The organism is uncultured Nocardioides sp., assembly GCF_902805925.1.
GTDB lineage: Bacteria > Actinomycetota > Actinomycetes > Propionibacteriales > Nocardioidaceae > Nocardioides.
The window spans coordinates 1-16,358 of record NZ_CADCUP010000205.1; the positions used below are offsets into that span (position 1 = coordinate 1).

14 protein-coding genes are annotated in these 16,358 nt (G+C 74.2%); 13 read left to right on the forward strand and 1 reads right to left on the reverse strand.

What is annotated here, in order from left to right:
* The 3 genes from QZX64_RS14880 to pheT all read left to right on the forward strand — a co-directional run.
* Positions 1 to 2,000, forward strand: a 2,000-nt coding sequence (locus QZX64_RS14880) for a DUF4153 domain-containing protein (protein WP_295661315.1), incomplete at its 5' end; no start/stop codon positions are given.
* A 61-nt stretch (positions 2,001 to 2,061) separates the two neighbouring features.
* Entirely contained in the window at positions 2,062 to 3,168 is a 1,107-nt protein-coding gene (gene pheS / locus QZX64_RS14885; RefSeq protein WP_295661317.1) for a phenylalanine--tRNA ligase subunit alpha, read from the forward strand.
* Positions 3,168 to 5,663 (forward strand): phenylalanine--tRNA ligase subunit beta, encoded by a 2,496-nt coding sequence (pheT, locus tag QZX64_RS14890; RefSeq protein ID WP_295661319.1) that lies wholly within the window; start codon positions 3,168 to 3,170, stop codon positions 5,661 to 5,663. The genes pheS and pheT overlap by 1 nt, the downstream gene beginning before the upstream one ends.
* A 1-nt stretch (position 5,664) precedes the next feature.
* On the opposite strand, the gene QZX64_RS14895 is transcribed toward pheT, so the two are convergent.
* Positions 5,665 to 6,459 (reverse strand): maleylpyruvate isomerase family mycothiol-dependent enzyme, encoded by a 795-nt coding sequence (locus QZX64_RS14895; RefSeq protein WP_295661321.1) that lies wholly within the window; start codon positions 6,457 to 6,459, stop codon positions 5,665 to 5,667.
* A 70-nt stretch (positions 6,460 to 6,529) separates the two neighbouring features.
* Here QZX64_RS14895 and argC point away from each other — a divergent pair, with 70 nt between their 5' ends.
* Genes argC through QZX64_RS14945 form a run of 10 tightly spaced genes read left to right on the forward strand, consistent with a single transcriptional unit; the run spans position 6,530 to position 16,140 of the window.
* Entirely contained in the window at positions 6,530 to 7,564 is a 1,035-nt protein-coding gene (gene argC, locus QZX64_RS14900) for an N-acetyl-gamma-glutamyl-phosphate reductase (protein ID WP_295661323.1), read from the forward strand.
* A gap of 10 nt (positions 7,565 to 7,574) precedes the next feature.
* The gene (locus QZX64_RS14905; RefSeq protein WP_295661325.1) at positions 7,575 to 7,982 is read left to right on the forward strand and encodes an ACT domain-containing protein; all 408 of its coding nucleotides are present in this window, start codon (positions 7,575 to 7,577) and stop codon (positions 7,980 to 7,982) included.
* Positions 7,979 to 9,130: a bifunctional glutamate N-acetyltransferase/amino-acid acetyltransferase ArgJ gene (gene argJ / locus QZX64_RS14910; protein WP_295661327.1), complete on the forward strand. Its 1,152-nt coding sequence runs from the start codon at positions 7,979 to 7,981 to the stop codon at positions 9,128 to 9,130. Before QZX64_RS14905 ends, argJ begins: the two co-directional genes overlap by 4 nt.
* Positions 9,127 to 10,026: an acetylglutamate kinase gene (gene argB, locus QZX64_RS14915; RefSeq protein WP_295661329.1), complete on the forward strand. Its 900-nt coding sequence runs from the start codon at positions 9,127 to 9,129 to the stop codon at positions 10,024 to 10,026. The genes argJ and argB overlap by 4 nt, the downstream gene beginning before the upstream one ends.
* The gene (locus QZX64_RS14920; protein WP_295661331.1) at positions 10,023 to 11,201 is read left to right on the forward strand and encodes an acetylornithine transaminase; all 1,179 of its coding nucleotides are present in this window, start codon (positions 10,023 to 10,025) and stop codon (positions 11,199 to 11,201) included. Before argB ends, QZX64_RS14920 begins: the two co-directional genes overlap by 4 nt.
* Positions 11,198 to 12,133 (forward strand): ornithine carbamoyltransferase, encoded by a 936-nt coding sequence (gene argF, locus QZX64_RS14925; protein WP_295661333.1) that lies wholly within the window; start codon positions 11,198 to 11,200, stop codon positions 12,131 to 12,133. Before QZX64_RS14920 ends, argF begins: the two co-directional genes overlap by 4 nt.
* Positions 12,130 to 12,669 carry an arginine repressor gene (locus QZX64_RS14930; protein WP_295661335.1) on the forward strand — a complete coding sequence of 180 codons (540 nt, stop codon included), beginning with the start codon at positions 12,130 to 12,132 and terminating at the stop codon, positions 12,667 to 12,669. The genes argF and QZX64_RS14930 overlap by 4 nt, the downstream gene beginning before the upstream one ends.
* The gene (gene argG, locus QZX64_RS14935) at positions 12,666 to 14,096 is read left to right on the forward strand and encodes an argininosuccinate synthase (protein ID WP_295661337.1); all 1,431 of its coding nucleotides are present in this window, start codon (positions 12,666 to 12,668) and stop codon (positions 14,094 to 14,096) included. Before QZX64_RS14930 ends, argG begins: the two co-directional genes overlap by 4 nt.
* Before the next feature lie 27 nt (positions 14,097 to 14,123).
* Positions 14,124 to 15,557, forward strand: a complete 1,434-nt coding sequence (gene argH / locus QZX64_RS14940) for an argininosuccinate lyase (protein ID WP_295661339.1) — start codon at positions 14,124 to 14,126, stop codon at positions 15,555 to 15,557.
* Positions 15,541 to 16,140: a DNA-3-methyladenine glycosylase gene (locus QZX64_RS14945; RefSeq protein WP_295661340.1), complete on the forward strand. Its 600-nt coding sequence runs from the start codon at positions 15,541 to 15,543 to the stop codon at positions 16,138 to 16,140. The genes argH and QZX64_RS14945 overlap by 17 nt, the downstream gene beginning before the upstream one ends.
* The last annotated feature ends 218 nt before the right edge of the window (positions 16,141 to 16,358 follow it).

Sequence of the window (16,358 nt, forward strand, 5' to 3'; positions counted from 1 at the left end):
ACCTCGCCGCGACCGGGACCCCGCCGACGCGGGGCGTCCGGTTCACCGTCTCGGCGCCCGGGGGGCTCGTCGTGCGGGCCGACCCCGCCCGGCTGCGCCAGCTCGTCGGCAACCTGCTCGACAACGCCGCCCGGCACAGCCCGGCCGGCGGGGTCGTGGCGGTCCTCGCCGCCGGCGGGGCCGCCACGTGGACGCTGGCGGTCACCGATTCGGGCCCCGGCGTACCCACCGCGGACCGGGACCGCGTCTTCGAGCGCTTCGGCACCCTCGTGCACGCCGACGGCTCCACGACCGGCTCCGCGACCGGCTCCGTCACCGGGGGCGGCACCGGGGGCGGCACCGGGCTCGGCCTGGCCATCGCCCGCTGGGTGGCCGAGCTGCACGGCGGCACCGTCCGCTTCACCGATCCCCTGGACGGCGCGAGCGGGGCGCGGGTGGTGGTGGAGCTGCCCGTCTCGCCGTCCGGGGCGCCACGGGTCGCGCAGGGGCCGCCCGTGCCGAGGTCGGCACCGGCGGCTGCCGCGCCCGACCCGGAGCCGGTCGTCGTGCCCTCGATCCTCAGCCCGATCTTCGGCTCCTTCTGGCCCGAGGACGGCGTGCCCGCCCGCCGCGACCTCGTGCTCGCCTCCGCGGCGGTCGGGGTGCTCGCCGGCGTGCTGCTGCCGTTCCGGGCGCCCGGCCTGGCCATGTTCCTGATGCTCCTGGCCGCCACCGGCACCGTCGCGTACGCCGCCCGCCACCGCCGCGAGCCGTTCACGCTGGCCTGCCTCGCCGGCTGCGCGCTGCTGTGCCTGCCGGTGGTCCTGCTCGACGCCGCCTGGATCTCCACGCTGTGCTGGCTGGCCGGCGGGGCACTGGCCCTGGTCGGCGTGACGCGCGGGCGCAGCGTGCCGTCGTTCGTGCTGGCCGGCGTCTCGTGGCCGCTGGCGTCGCTGCGCGGGCTGCCGTGGTTCGGCCGGTCCCTTCAGGGCCTGGCCGGCCGGGGGCACGCGCCCGGCCTCCTCCGCACGGTCGTGTGGTCCGCACTGGCGCTCGTGGTGTTCGGCGCGCTCTTCGCCTCCGCCGACGCCCTGGTGGCCTCCTGGCTCGGTGCGATCGTGCCGGACTGGGAGGTCGACACGTTCGTGCTGCGCGCGTTCCTCTCGGCCGCCGTCTTCGGGCTGGTGCTGGCCGCGGCGTACCTCGCCCTCAACCCACCGCGCACGCGGGCCGCCGACCTCCCCGAGCCGACCCCGGTGCGCCACCGCTACGAGTGGCTCGCGCCGGTGCTGCTGGTCGATGCCGTCCTCGCGCTGTTCCTGGTCGCCCAGGCCGCCGTGGTGTTCGGCGGCCACGACTACCTCGAGCGCACCACCGGCCTGACCTACGCCGAGTACGTGCACCAGGGCTTCGGTCAGCTCACGGTCGCCACCGCCCTGACCCTGCTCGTGGTCTGGGCGGCGTCCCGCAAGGCGTCGCGGACGACGCCGGGCGACCGGCTGGCGCTGCGTGCGTCGCTCGGGGTCCTGTGCCTGATGACGCTGGTCGTGGTCGCCTCGGCGCTCTACCGGATGGACCTCTACCAGGAGGCGTACGGCTTCACGCGGCTGCGGCTGCTGGTCGACGTGTTCGAGGGATGGCTCGGCCTGGTGGTGCTGCTCGTGCTGGTCGCGGGCCTGCGCCTGGACGGCCGCTGGCTGCCCCGGGTCGCGGTCCTGACCGGGGCGGCGGCCCTGGCCGGCCTGGCGGTGCTGAACCCCGACGCGTGGATCGCGCGCCACAACCTCGACCGCTACGAGGCGACCGGCAAGGTGGACCTGCCCTACCTGGGCAGCCTGTCCGCCGACGCGGTGCCGGAGCTGCTGCGGCTCTCCGGGCCCGACCTGGCGTGCGCGCGCCCGAGGGGCTGGAGCAGCGACGACGACTGGCTGGCGTGGAACCTCGGACGCGAGCGCGCGCGCGACGCGCTCGGCGCCGAGGAGCTCCGGGCGCCCGCGCCGCTCGCCTGCCCGGTCGACTGAGGACGTCTCGGCGCCGGAACCCGGTGGAGGTGTCCGTCGCGCGCTTCCTAGACTGACGGCCATGTCAGGGCCCAACTCCGAGTACGACCCCGTCGAGGTCACCTCCCTCAAGTCCGAGGAGGTCACGGCGATGCGCGACGCGGCCCTCGCGGCGATCGCCGGGGCCCGCGACCTCGAGCACCTCAAGCAGGTGCGGCTCGACCACGTCGGCGACCGGTCACCGCTGGCCCTGGCCAACCGCGAGATCGGTGCGCTGCCGCCCCAGGCCCGCAAGGACGCCGGGCAGCGCATCGGCCAGGCGCGCGGCCGGGTCAGCCAGGCGCTCGCCGAGCGGCAGGCGGTGCTCGAGGTCGAGCACGAGGAGCGGATGCTCGTCGAGGAGACCGTCGACGTCACGCTGCCGACCGACCGTCGCCCGGTCGGTGCCCGGCACCCGATCACCAGCTTCTCCGAGCGCATCGCCGACGTCTTCGTCGCCATGGGCTGGGACGTCGCCGAGGGCCCCTGGGTCGAGGCCGAGTGGCTCAACTTCGACGCCCTCAACATGGGCGCCGACCACCCCGCCCGCACCATGCAGGACACCTTCTGGCTCGAGCCCGCGGACGCCGCGCTGGTGCTGCGCACCCACACCTCACCGGTGCAGGCGCGCACCATGCTCACCCGGGAGCCGCCGATCCACGTGATCTGCCCGGGGCGCGTCTTCCGCACCGACGAGATCGACGCGACGCACTCCCCGGTCTTCCACCAGGTCGAGGGCCTCGTGGTCGACCGGGGCATCACCATGGCCCACCTCAAGGGCACGCTCGACCACATGACCCAGGCCCTGTTCGGCGAGGGGATCTCCACGCGCTTCCGGCCGTCGTACTTCCCCTTCACCGAGCCGTCGGCGGAGATGGACATGGTCTGCTTCGTGTGCCGGGGGAGCGGTCGCGTCGACGAGGCCCTGTGCCGCACCTGCCGCGGCGAGGGCTGGATCGAGCTCGGCGGCTGCGGCGTGGTCAACCCGCGGGTGCTGATCGCCTGCGGCATCGACCCCGAGGTCTACTCCGGCTTCGCGTTCGGCTTCGGCATCGACCGGATGCTGATGTTCCGCCACGGCGTCGCCGACCTGCGCGACGTGTTCGAGGGAGACGTCCGCTTCGCCCAGCCGTTCGGAGTGGAGATCTGATGAAGGCGCCCCTGTCCTGGATCCGCGAGCACGTCGACCTGCCCGCCGACGTCACGCTCGACGCGCTCACCTGGCGCCTCACCATGCTCGGGCTCAAGCTCGAGGGCGTGGCGAGCCCGGCCGACGACATCACCGGGCCGCTGGTGCTCGGCCGCGTGCTGACGCGCGAGCCGGAGCCGCAGAAGAACGGCAAGACCATCAGCTGGTGCACCGTGGACGTGGGTGAGGCCAACGGCACCGGCGACCCGCAGGGCATCGTCTGCGGCGCCCACAACTTCGTCGAGGGCGACCTGGTCGTGGTCTGCCTGCCGGGGGCCGTGCTCCCGGGCGGCTTCGCCATCTCCGCCCGCAAGACCTACGGCCACGTCTCCGCGGGCATGATCTGCTCGGCGAGCGAGCTCGGCCTGCCCGACGACGCGTTCGGCGGCGCCGACGGCATCATCGTGCTCCCGGCCGACGCCGGCGCGCCCGGCGACGACGCGTTCCCGGTGCTGGGCCTCGGCGACGCCGTCATCGAGCTCGAGATCAACCCCGACCGCGCCTACGCCCTGTCCGTCCGTGGCATCGCCCGCGAGGCGGCGCTCGGGTTCGGCGCGCCGTACGCCGACCCGGCCGCGCGCCGGGTGCCCGCGCCCAACGACGCGGGCCACCCCGTGGTCGTGGACGACCCCGCCGGGTGCCCGGTCTTCGTGGCACGCACCGTGACCGGGTTCCGCGCCGACGCGCCGACGCCCGACTGGATGGCCCGGCGCCTCACCCAGGCCGGCATGCGGCCGATCTCGCTCGGCGTCGACATCACCAACTACGTGATGCTCGAGCTCGGCCAGCCGCTGCACGGCTACGACCGCGACAAGCTCACCGGCGCGATCCGCGTGCGGCGCGCCACCGCGGGGGAGCAGATCACCACCCTCGACGGCCAGCGCCGCACCCTCGACGTCGAGGACCTCCTCATCACCGACGGCTCGGGCCCGATCGGCATCGCCGGCACGATGGGCGGCGAGACGACCGAGCTCTCGGGGACCACGACGAACGTGGTGATCGAGTCGGCGCACTTCGACGCGGTCACGGTCTTCCGCTCCGGGAGACGGCACAAGCTGCCCTCCGAGGCGTCCAAGCGGTTCGAGCGCGGCGTCGACCCGGAGCTGCCGCAGGCCGCGGCCGACCGGGCGGTCGAGCTGATGGTGGAGCTCGGCGGCGCCACCGACGACGCAGGGGTGACCGTGGTCGGGCAGGCACCGCAGCGCCGCGTCGTCACCATCCCCGCCGACCTCCCCGCCCGCATCAGCGGCCTGGAGATCGACGCTGCCACCGTCACCGCGCACCTGACCGCGGTCGGCTGCGACGTCACCGCGGACGGCGAGCGGCTCGCCGTGGTCGCGCCCAGCTGGCGCCCCGACGTCACCGACCCCTACGACCTCGTGGAGGAGGTGGTGCGCGTCGTCGGCTACGACCAGGTGCCGTCCGTGCTGCCGACCACTCCGCCGGGCCACGGCTGGACGCCGGTCCAGAGGCTGCGCCGCCGCGTCGGGCTCACGCTCGCGGGTGCCGGCTGGACCGAGACCATCAGCTACCCCTTCGTCGGAGAGGACGACTGGGACCGCCTCGGCCTGCCGGCCGACGACCCGCGCCGTACGACGCTGCGGATGGCCAACCCGCTCAACAACGAGGAGCCGATCCTCACCACCACGCTGCTGCCGGGACTGCTCAAGGCCCTCGCGCGCAACGTCGGCCGTGCCAACGCCGACGTCGCGCTGTTCGAGCACTCGCTGGTCTGCCGGCCGACCGGCAACGAGCGGGCGCCGATCCTCGGGGTCGAGACCCGGCCCAGCGCCGAGGAGTGGGCCACCATCGAGAAGGCCGTCCCGAGCCAGCCCATGCACCTCGCCGTCGCCGTCACCGGGCAGCGCGCGCGCGCGGGGTGGTGGGGCGCGGGCCGGGAGGGCGGCTGGGCCGACGCGATCGGCGCCGTCCGCGACGTCGCCCGCGCGCTCGGGGTCGAGGTGGAGGTCCGTGCCGACGCGGTCGCCCCGTGGCACCCGGGCCGGTGCGCCGCGGTCCGCATCGGCGAGCGCGTCATCGGCCACGCCGGCGAGCTGCACCCCTCGGTGTGCCGCGCCTACGGCGTGCCCGCTCGCACCGCCGTCGCCGAGGTCGACCTCGACGCACTGCTCGAGCAGGCGCAGCAGGTGGTCCCCGGGCCGACCTTCTCGTCGTACCCGGTGGCCAAGGAGGACGTCGCGCTGGTCGTCGACGCCGCCGTGCCGGCGGCGGCGGTCGAGGCGGCGCTGCGCGAGGGCGCCGGCGAGCTGCTCGAGTCGATCCGGCTCTTCGACGTCTACACCGGGCCGCAGGTGGGCGAGGGCAGGAAGTCGCTGGCCTACGCCCTGCGCTTCCGAGCCCCGGACCGCACGCTCACCGAGGCCGAGACCGCGGCCGCCCGGGAGGCGGCCGTGGCCGTCGCGGCGGAGCGGACCGGGGCCGTGCAGCGCGCCTGAGCTAGTTGATCGGGTTGTCGACGATCGCCCGGAACGCGTCGTACGCCGCCCGGTCGCCGGTGACGTCGATCTGCTCGTCACCGCCGCGGCGCCACAGCCAGGCGTCGAGCGGCCCGGCCGGCCCGGAGATCAGGCAGTCGGGCTCGACGCCCGGGTCGTCGACCACCGCGACGTCGGGCTCGTCGGCGTAGGTGGTGCCGCTGCCGGGGTCGGTGCCCTCGAAGACGCCCAGCCGCACCCAGACGTGGTCGTCGGTGTCGATGCAGTCGACCCGGAGCAGCTGCTCGCCCGGGGTGAAGGTGCCCCAGGGCGGTGTGCCACCGAACATGACGCCGATCGTCTCCTCGACGCCGTCGGCCGCCAGGCGGGGGTCGAGCGCGGTCTCCTGGCCGGCCGCCTGCTCGGCGTCGAGGCGGTGGATCAGCGCCTCGTGGGCCTGGCGGCGGTAGATGAAGCCCACGGTCTGCTCGGGCGCCCAGGTCCAGGCGGGGTCGGCGGGGGACTTCGAGGCCAGCGCATCGACCAGCGCCGCCGAGCACTCGTCGAAGAGCGTCAGCAGGTCGGCGTACGCCTCCGGGCGCTCGCGCTCGGCCACCGCCTCGGGATCGGGCTCGCCCAGCACCATGCGGCTCCAGAACCACTGCACGCCGGCGAGGTGCCACAGCAGGTCGGCGGCGTCCCACTCGGGACAGGCCGGCACGCGGGCGGCGGGGTCGCAGTCGGTGAGCACGTCGCGGAAGCGGGCGGACTCGCGGCGGACGTGGTCGAGGTAGTCGTCGAAGGGGAGGCGCGTCATGGGGGTCACCGTAGGGCCACGCGCCCCCGCCTGCACTTGGAAACATGGCGATGCAGAGTGATGTATAGTCATGCAGGTGAACACCATCAGGGTCGCCGTCGCCGGAGCCAGCGGGTACGCCGGGGGAGAGGTGCTGCGCCTGCTGCTGTCCCACCCGCTCGTCGAGATCGGTGCCCTCACCGCGGGCGGCAACGCCGGGGAGGTGCTCGGTCCCCTCCAGCCGCACCTGCTGCCACTGGCCGGTCGCGTGCTCGAGCCGACCACGCCCGAGGTCCTCGCCGGTCACGACGTCGTCGTGCTCGCCCTGCCGCACGGGCAGTCCGGCGCCGTGGCCGAGGCCCTGGGCGACACGGTGGTCATCGACTGCGGCGCCGACTTCCGGCTGACGGACCCGGCGGCCTGGGCCGCCTTCTACGGCGGCGAGCACGCCGGGTCGTGGCCCTACGGCCTGCCCGAGCTCGCCGACCAGCGCTCGGTGCTCCGCGGCGCCCTGCGCGTCGCCGTGCCCGGCTGCTACCCGACGGTCAGCACGCTGTCGATCGCGCCGGCGCTCGCCGCCGGCCTCGTCGCGCCCGACGTCACCGTCGTCGCCGCGAGCGGCACGTCGGGCGCCGGCAAGGCCGCCAAGCCGCACCTCCAGGGCTCGGAGGTGATGGGCGGCGCCAGTGCGTACGGCGTGGGCGGCACCCACCGGCACACCCCCGAGATCGTGCAGAGCCTCCGGCTCGTCCACGACGGTGACGTGGCGGTGAGCTTCACGCCGCTGCTGGTGCCCATGCCCCGCGGCATCCTCGCCACCGTCTCGGCGCCGCTCCTCGGCGACGTCACCGCCGAGGAGGCGTACGCCGTCTACGACAAGGCCTACCGCGACGAGCCGTTCGTGCACCTGCTGCCGGCCGGGCACTGGCCGCAGACCAAGTCGGTCGCCGCCGCGAACGCGGTGCACCTGCAGGTGACCGTGGACCCCGCCGCCCGGCGGCTGGTCGCGGTCGGCGTCATCGACAACCTGACCAAGGGCACCGCCGGCGCCGCCGTGCAGTGCCTCAACCTCGCCCTCGGCCTCGAGGAGACCCTCGGGCTGACGACCGTGGGCGTCGCCCCGTGAGGAGCACACCGTGAAGATCCTCCGCTTCCCCGAGACCCTCGCGCTGGTCCGGCTGCCGTCCGGCGGCGAGGTGCCCGAGTGGGCCGAGTCCTCCTCGATCTTCTCCATCACCGCCACGGCGACCGAGACGTCCCTGGTGTGCGCCGGCCGCAGCGTGCCGCGCAAGGCGGTCCACCAGAAGCCCTACACCGCCTTCGAGGTCGAGGGACCGCTCGACCTGGCCTCCACCGGAGTGCTGGTGGAGCTGCTCACCCCGTTGGCCGAGGCGGGGATCAGCGTGCTGACCGTGTCGACGTACGACACCCAGTGGATCCTGGTGCCGACACCGGACGCCGAGCAGGCAGGGGAGGAGTGGCGACGACGGGGCCACGACGTCGCCCCCGCCCAGCCCGTCGCCCCACGGAGGTCCCAGGCATGACCATCACCCACCCCGCCGGCTTCTCCGCCGCCGGCGTCACCGCCGGGCTCAAGTCCAGCGGCGCACCCGACCTCGCCCTCGTCGTCAACGGGGGACCCGCCTTCGACTCGGCCAGCGTCTTCACCGCCAACCGGTGCAAGGCCAACCCGGTGCTGTGGAGCGAGCAGGTCGCCAAGGACGGCGTCGTGCGCGCCGTCGTGCTCAACTCCGGCGGCGCCAACTGCTACACCGGTCCCGAGGGCTTCCAGACGACGCACGCCGTCGCCGAGCGGGTGGCCGAGCGCTGCGGCGTCGGCGCGATCGACGTCGTCGTCTGCTCGACCGGGCTGATCGGGCTGGCCAACCCCCGCGCGCACCTGCTGGCCGGTGTCGACGCCGCCGCTGCCGCACTATCCCCGGACGGCGGCGCCGACGCCGCGGCCGCGATCATGACCACCGACTCGGTGAGCAAGCAGGTCGTCGTCGAGGGCGCCGGCTGGTCGATCGGCGGGATGGCGAAGGGCGCGGGCATGCTCGCCCCCCAGCTGGCCACCATGCTGGTCGTGCTGACCACCGACGCCGTCGTGCCCGCCGCCGAGATCGACACCGCCCTGCGAGCGGCCACCCGGGTCAGCTTCGACCGCCTCGACTCCGACGGCTGCATGTCGACCAACGACACCGTCACGGTGATGGCGAGCGGTGCCAGCGGCATCACCCCCACGACCGCCGACTTCACCGACGCGCTCACCCGGGCCTGCACCGACCTCGCGATGCAGCTGCTCGCCGACGCCGAGGGCGCCGAGCACGAGATCGCGATCACGGTCCTCAACGCCGCCAGCGAGGACGACGCCGTCGAGGTGGGCCGCAGCGTCGCCCGCAGCAACCTCTTCAAGGCCGCGGTGTTCGGCAACGACCCCAACTGGGGCCGCGTGCTGGCCAGCGTCGGCACCACGCGGGCGGCCTTCGACCCCGCCGACCTCGACGTCGCGATGAACGGCGTCCGGGTGTGTCGGCGGTCCACGCCGGATGCCGACCCGGCCACCGTCGACCTGACCGGCCGCGACGTCACCGTCACCGTCGACCTCAAGGCCGGCACCGATCGCGCCACGGTGTGGACCAACGACCTCACCCACGCCTACGTCCACGAGAACAGCGCGTACTCCTCATGAACCTCGAGAAGGCTCACGTCCTGGCCGAGGCGCTGCCCTGGCTGATGAAGTACCACGGCAGGACGATCGTGGTGAAGTACGGCGGCAACGCCATGACCGACGACACCCTCAAGCGGGCGTTCGCCGAGGACATCGCGTTCCTGCGGTTCGCCGGGTTCAAGCCCGTCGTCGTCCACGGCGGCGGCCCGCAGATCTCCGCGATGCTCGACCGGCTCGGCATCGAGAGCGAGTTCCGCGGCGGCCTGCGGGTCACCACGCCCGAGGCGATGGACGTCGTCCGGATGGTGCTCGTGGGCCAGGTCCAGCGCGAGCTCGTCGGGCTCATCAACCAGCACGGGCCCCTGGCGGTCGGCCTCTCCGGGGAGGACGCCGGGCTCTTCACCGCCCGGGCCACCAACACCGTCGTCGACGGCGAGGAGGTCGACCTCGGCCTCGTCGGCGAGGTGGCCAGGGTGCGACCGGAGGCGGTGCGCGACCTCGTCGAGGCGGGCCGCATCCCGGTCATCTCCAGCGTCGCCCCCGACGTCGACGGTGTCGTGCACAACGTCAACGCCGACACCGCCGCGGCCGCCCTGGCGATCGCGCTGCAGGCCGAGAAGCTGCTGGTGCTCACCGACGTCGAGGGGCTCTACCGCGACTGGCCGCACAGCCAGGACGTCATCTCCGAGATCAGCCCCGAGTCGCTCGCCGAGCTGATGCCCAGCCTGGCCAGCGGGATGGTGCCCAAGATGGGCGCCTGCCTGCAGGCCGTGCAGAACGGCGTGCCCCGCGCCACCGTCGTCGACGGCCGCGAGGCGCACGCGGTGCTGCTGGAGATCTTCACCGCCGAGGGCGTCGGCACCCAGGTGCTGCCGGGCGTCGACACCTTGGTCCGCACGGCAGGAGGAGCCCGATGAGCTACCAGGAGCGGTACGCCGCCTCGATGATGAACACCTTCGGCCCCCCGAACGCCGTGCTGACCCGTGGCAGCGGTGCCCGCGTCTGGGACGACGCGGGCCGCGAGTACCTCGACCTGCTGGGCGGCATCGCCGTCAACGCCCTGGGCCACGCCCACCCCGCGATCGTGGAAGCCGTCACCACGCAGCTCCAGACCCTCGGGCACGTCTCGAACTTCTTCGCCACCGCACCCCAGGTGGAGCTGGCCGAGCGCCTGGTCGCGCTGCTCGGCACCCCCGGCAAGGTCTTCCTCAGCAACTCCGGGGCCGAGGCCAACGAGGCGGCGCTCAAGCTGACCCGCCGCACCGGCCGCACGCAGGTCGTCGCGGCCACCGGCTCCTTCCACGGCCGCACCATGGGCGCGCTGTCGCTGACGAGCAAGGAGGCCTACCGGCTGCCCTTCGAGCCGCTGCCCGGCGACGTCACCTTCGTCCCGTACGGCGACGCGGCAGCGCTCGCCGAGGCGGTGACGCAGCGCACGGCCGCGGTCGTGCTGGAGCCGATCCAGGGCGAGGCCGGCGTGGTCGTCCCGCCCGACGGCTACCTCGCCGCCGCCCGCGACCTGACCATCCGGGCGGGCGCGCTGCTGTGGCTCGACGAGGTGCAGACCGGCATCGGCCGCACCGGGCGCTGGTTCGCCCACCACGCCGTGCCCGAGCTGCTCGACGCGGCCCCCGACCTGGTGACGCTGGCCAAGGGCCTCGGTGGCGGCATCCCGATCGGTGCCACCATCGCCACGGGAGCGGCCGCCGACCTGCTCGAGCCCGGCAACCACGGCAGCACCTACGGCGGCAACCCCGTCGCCTGCGCCGCCGCCCTGGCCGTGCTCGACACCATCGCCGCCGAGGGCCTGCTCGACCAGGTGGCGCGCACCGGCAAGCGCCTCGCCGACGCCGTCGCCGAGGCGCCCGAGGTCGCCGCCGTGCGCGGCGCCGGCCTGATGATCGGCGCCGACCTCCACGCCGACCTCGGTCCCGCGGTCGTCGAGGCGGGCCGGGAGGCCGGGTTCATCCTCAACAGCACCGGCCCGCGGACGCTCCGCTTCGTCCCGCCGCTGGTGCTCAGCGACGCCGACGTCGACGCCTTCGCGCAGGCCTGGCCGGGCATCCTCGCCGCGGCGGGAGCCCCGCGATGACGCGCCACTTCCTGCGCGACGACGACCTCAGCCCGGCCGAGCAGGCCGAGGTGCTCGCCCTCGCCGCCGACCTCAAGCGGGCGCCGTACGCCGACCGGAGCCTCGCCGGCCCGCGCACCGTGGCGATGATCTTCGACAAGCAGACCCTGCGCACCCAGGCGTCGTTCGCCGCCGGGATCGCCGAGCTCGGCGGCTTCCCGATGCAGGTGGACGGGAGGCTCGCGGGGATCGGCGAGCGCGAGTCCGTCGCCGACGTCGCCCGGGTGCTGGGGCGGCAGGCGTCCGTGGTGGTGTGGCGCACCAGCGGGCAGGAGCGGATCGAGCAGCTGGCCGCCCACGCCGGCGTGCCGGTCGTCAACGCGCTGACCGACGACTTCCACCCCTGCCAGCTGCTCGCCGACCTCCAGACCGTGCAGGAGCACCTGGGCCGCCTGGCCGGCGTGACGGTCACGTTCCTCGGCGACGGCTGCAGCAACATGGGTCACTCGTGGCTGCTGGCCGGGGCCACTGCGGGCATGCACGTGCGGATCGCCGCGCCCGGGGGCTTCGCCCCGCAGGCGGACGTCGTCGCGCGCGCCGGCGAGATCGCCGCGACGACCGGTGGGAGCGTCACCCTGGAGACCGACCCCGGCCTGGCCGCGACGGGGTCCGACGTGCTCGTCACCGACACCTGGGTGTCCATGGGTCGCGAGGCCGAGTCCGCCGACCGGCTCGCCGCGCTGGCGCCGTACCGCCTCACCGAGGAGCTGGTGGCGCTCGGATCGACGGAGGCGATCGCCATGCACTGCCTGCCCGCCTACCGCGACAAGGAGATCGCGGCCGAGGTGATCGACGGGCCGCGCAGCGTGGTCTGGGACGAGGCCGAGAACCGCCGGCACGCCCAGAAGGCGATCCTCGCGTGGCTGCTGCGAGAGGGCGGAGCGGCGTCGTGAGCAGCACCGCGCAGAGCCCGGTGACCAAGAACGCGCGGCACCAGCAGATCATCGACCTCGTGTCCCGTCACGAGGTGAGGTCGCAGACCGAGCTCGCCGACCTGCTCGGCGACCGCGGCGTGCACGTCACGCAGGCGACGCTCTCCCGCGACCTCGTCGAGCTCGACGCCGTCAAGGTGCGCGCCAGCGGCGGCGCCCTCGTGTACGCCGTCCCCGGCGAGGGCGGCGACCGGAGCCCGGCCGGGCACGAGACGACCGCGGCGGCCAGCGCCCGGCTCGCCCGGCTGTGCGCCGAGCTGCTCGTCAGCGCCGAGGCCTCGGCCAACCTGGTGGTCCTCCGCACCCCGCCCGGTGCGGCACAGTTCCTCGCCTCGGCCTTCGACCGGGCCGAGCTCTCCGGCGTCCTGGGCACGATCGCCGGCGACGACACGGTCCTGGTCATCGGCCGCGACCCCGCCGGCGGCGACGACCTCGCCCGCCGCTTCCTCGCCTACGCGAGCTCCCAGCCGGCTACAGAGAAGGAACCCACACCGTGAGCAAGGTCCTCACCAGCCTCCCCGCGGGCGAGCGCGTCGGCATCGCGTTCTCCGGTGGCCTCGACACCTCCGTCGCCGTCGCCTGGATGCGCGACCGCGGGGCCGTGCCGTGCACCTACACCGCCGACATCGGCCAGTACGACGAGCCGGACATCTCCGGCGTCCCTGCCCGCGCCCGGGAGTACGGCGCCGAGATCGCCCGCGCCGTGGACTGCCGTACCCAGCTGGTGGAGGAGGGGCTCGCCGCGCTGGCGTGCGGCGCCTTCCACATCCGCTCCGGCGGCCGCAACTACTTCAACACCACCCCGCTGGGCCGCGCGGTGACCGGGACGATGCTGGTGCGCGCGATGCACGAGGACGGCGTCGACATCTGGGGGGACGGCTCCACGTTCAAGGGCAACGACATCGAGCGGTTCTACCGCTACGGCCTGCTGGCCAACCCCGACCTGCGGATCTACAAGCCCTGGCTCGACGCCGAGTTCGTGCACGAGCTGGGAGGTCGCGCCGAGATGAGCCAGTGGCTGACCGAGCACGACCTGCCCTACCGCGACAGCCAGGAGAAGGCGTACTCCACCGACGCCAACATCTGGGGCGCCACCCACGAGGCGAAGACCCTCGAGCACCTCGACGCCTCGCTCGAGACCGTCGAGCCGATCATGGGCGTGCGGTTCTGGGACCCCGGCGTCGACATCGCCCCCGAGGACGTCACAGTGCGCTTCGAGGCCGGTCGCCCGGTCGCGGTCGACGGGCGCACCTTCCCGGACCCGGTCGCGCTGGTCCACGAGCTCAACGCCATCGGCGGCCGCCACGGGCTGGGCATGTCCGACCAGATCGAGAACCGCATCATCGAGGCGAAGTCGCGCGGCATCTACGAGGCGCCGGCCATGGCCCTGCTCTTCATCGCCTACGAGCGGCTGGTCAACGCCATCCACAACGAGGACACCATCGCCAGCTACCACGCCGAGGGGCGCCGGCTCGGCCGCCTGCTCTACGAGGGCCGCTGGCTCGACCCCCAGGCGCTGATGCTGCGCGAGTCGATCCAGCGCTGGATCGCCTCCCTCGTCACGGGCGAGGTCACGATCCGGCTGCGCCGCGGCGAGGACTACACCGTGCTGCGCACCGACGGCCCCGCGTTCTCCTACCACCCCGACAAGCTGTCGATGGAGCGCACCGAGAACGCCGCGTTCGGGCCGACCGACCGCATCGGCCAGCTCACGATGCGCAACCTCGACATCGCCGACTCGCGCGCCAAGCTCGAGCTGTACGCCTCCCAGCCCCTCGACCAGGGGCAGGTGCTCGTCGAGCACGGCACGCTGTACGGCGAGCTGGAGGCCGGGGGAGCCGACCGCATCGCGTCCAACCCGGCGGCCCGCTCGGCCGAGGACCTCGCCCTCGACAACGCCGCCATGGAGTTCGGCACCGACTGACCTCCCGCCGTCTGCTAGAAGGAACCCGTGACCGATACCGACAAGACCGAGGCCACCCGCACCGGCACGCTGTGGGGCGGCCGCTTCGCCGACGGCCCCTCGCCGGAGCTCGAGGCGCTCTCCCGGTCCACGCACTTCGACTGGAGGCTGGCGCCCTACGACCTGGCGGGGTCGCGTGCCCATGCCGACGCCCTGCACGTGGCCGGGCTGCTCACCGACGCCGACCACGCCGAGCTGCTCCGCGGGCTCGGCGTGCTGGGGGAGCGGTACGCCTCCGGCGAGCTGCGCCCCGACCCCGCCGACGAGGACGTGCACGGTGCGCTCGAGCGCCTGCTCCTCGACGAGGTCGGCGCCGACGTCGGCGGACGCATCCGCGCCGGGCGCAGCCGCAACGACCAGGTGGCGACCCTCTTCCGGATGTTCCTGCGCGACCACGCCCGGGTGGTCGCCGGCCAGGTGCTCGACCTGGTCGAGGCGATCGCGACGCAGGCGCACGACCACCTCGACGTGATCATGCCCGGGCGCACCCACCTCCAGCACGCCCAGCCGGTCCTCCTCGCGCACCACCTGCTCGCCCACGCCTGGGCGCTGCTGCGCGACGTCGACCGGCTCCACGACTGGGACCGGCGCGTCGCCGGCGGGTCGCCGTACGGCGGGGGAGCGCTGGCCGGGAGCACGCTCGGCCTCGACCCGTCCGCGGTGGCGACCGCCCTGGGCTTCACCGGGTCGGCGGCCAACTCCATCGACGGCACCGCGGCCCGCGACTTCGTCGCCGAGCTCGCCTTCGTCGGCGCCATGGTCGGCGTCGACGTGAGCCGCCTCGCCGAGGAGGTCATCCTCTGGTCGACCAGGGAGTTCGACTTCGTGACGCTGCACGACTCCTGGTCGACGGGGTCGAGCATCATGCCGCAGAAGAAGAACCCCGACATCGCCGAGCTCGCCCGCGGCAAGGCGGGCCGGCTGATCGGCAACCTCTCCGGCCTGCTGGCCACCCTCAAGGCGCTGCCCCTGGCCTACAACCGGGACCTCCAGGAGGACAAGGAGCCGGTCTTCGACTCCGTCGACACCCTCGAGGTGCTGCTCCCCGCCTTCACCGGCATGGTCGCCACCTTGCGCTTCAACGCCACGCGGATGGCGGAGCTGGCGCCCCAGGGCTTCTCCCTCGCCACCGACGTCGCCGAGTGGCTGGTGCGGCAGGGGACGCCCTTCCGGGTGGCCCACGAGCTGGCCGGGGCCTGCGTGCGCCGGTGCGAGCAGCTCGGCATCGAGCTGCACGAGCTGAGCGACCAGGAGCTGGCGGCCATCTCGCCCGAGCTGCGACCGGAGGTGCGCCGCGTCCTGACCGCCGAGGGCTCGGTGGCGGCGCGCTCGGGTCGCGGCGGTACGGCGCCCGCCCGCGTCCGCGAGCAGCTGGCCGAGCTGCGGGAGCGTGTCGGGGAAGCGCGTGCCCGGCTCGCCTGACCTCCGGGCGTTCCTCGAGCGTCCCGTCCTCGAGGTGGCGCCCGCCCTGCTCGGCTCGGTGGTACGCCACGGCGAGGTCGCCGTGCGCCTGACCGAGGTGGAGGCCTACGCCGGCCCCGACGACCCCGGGTCGCACGCCTACCGCGGCCGGACCGAGCGCACCGCGGTGATGTTCGGGCCGCCCGGCCACCTGTACGTCTACTTCACCTACGGGATGCACCACTGCGCCAACGTGGTGTGCGGCCCCGAGGGCACCGCCTCCGCCGTGCTGCTCCGCGCCGGCGAGGTCGTGGAGGGCGTCGACCTCGCCCGAGCGCGTCGGGCACGGGGCGGCGACCGCGATCTCGCGCGGGGGCCCGCCCGCCTTGCGCAGGCCCTGGGCATCGACCTCGGGCACCGGGGCGCGGACCTGGTCGACGGACCGATACGCCTCGTGCTCGCGGACCCCGCCGACCTCGACCACGTGATGACCGGTCCTCGCGTCGGACTGCGCGGTGCCCCCGATCGACCCTGGCGGTTCTGGTTGCGCGACGAGCCGACGGTGTCGGCGTACCGGCCGGCCAAGGTCATCACACCGCGCTGAGCAGCCCAGCACGCCGCTGACCTGCGGGTATGCGCGAAGCGACCCCCGACTTTGAAACACCGCGCAGCCGGGTGCTACTGTTTCACCCGTCGCCGCAAGCGGCTCCCGCCTCGGCCGAAGGCCAGCAAACGCGGGGGTCCGCACGCGCTGCGGCCGGAAGCGCCTCTCGGCTCAGCACCACGCCGGTCACGTCAAGTTGACTGGCACGCGCTGGACGG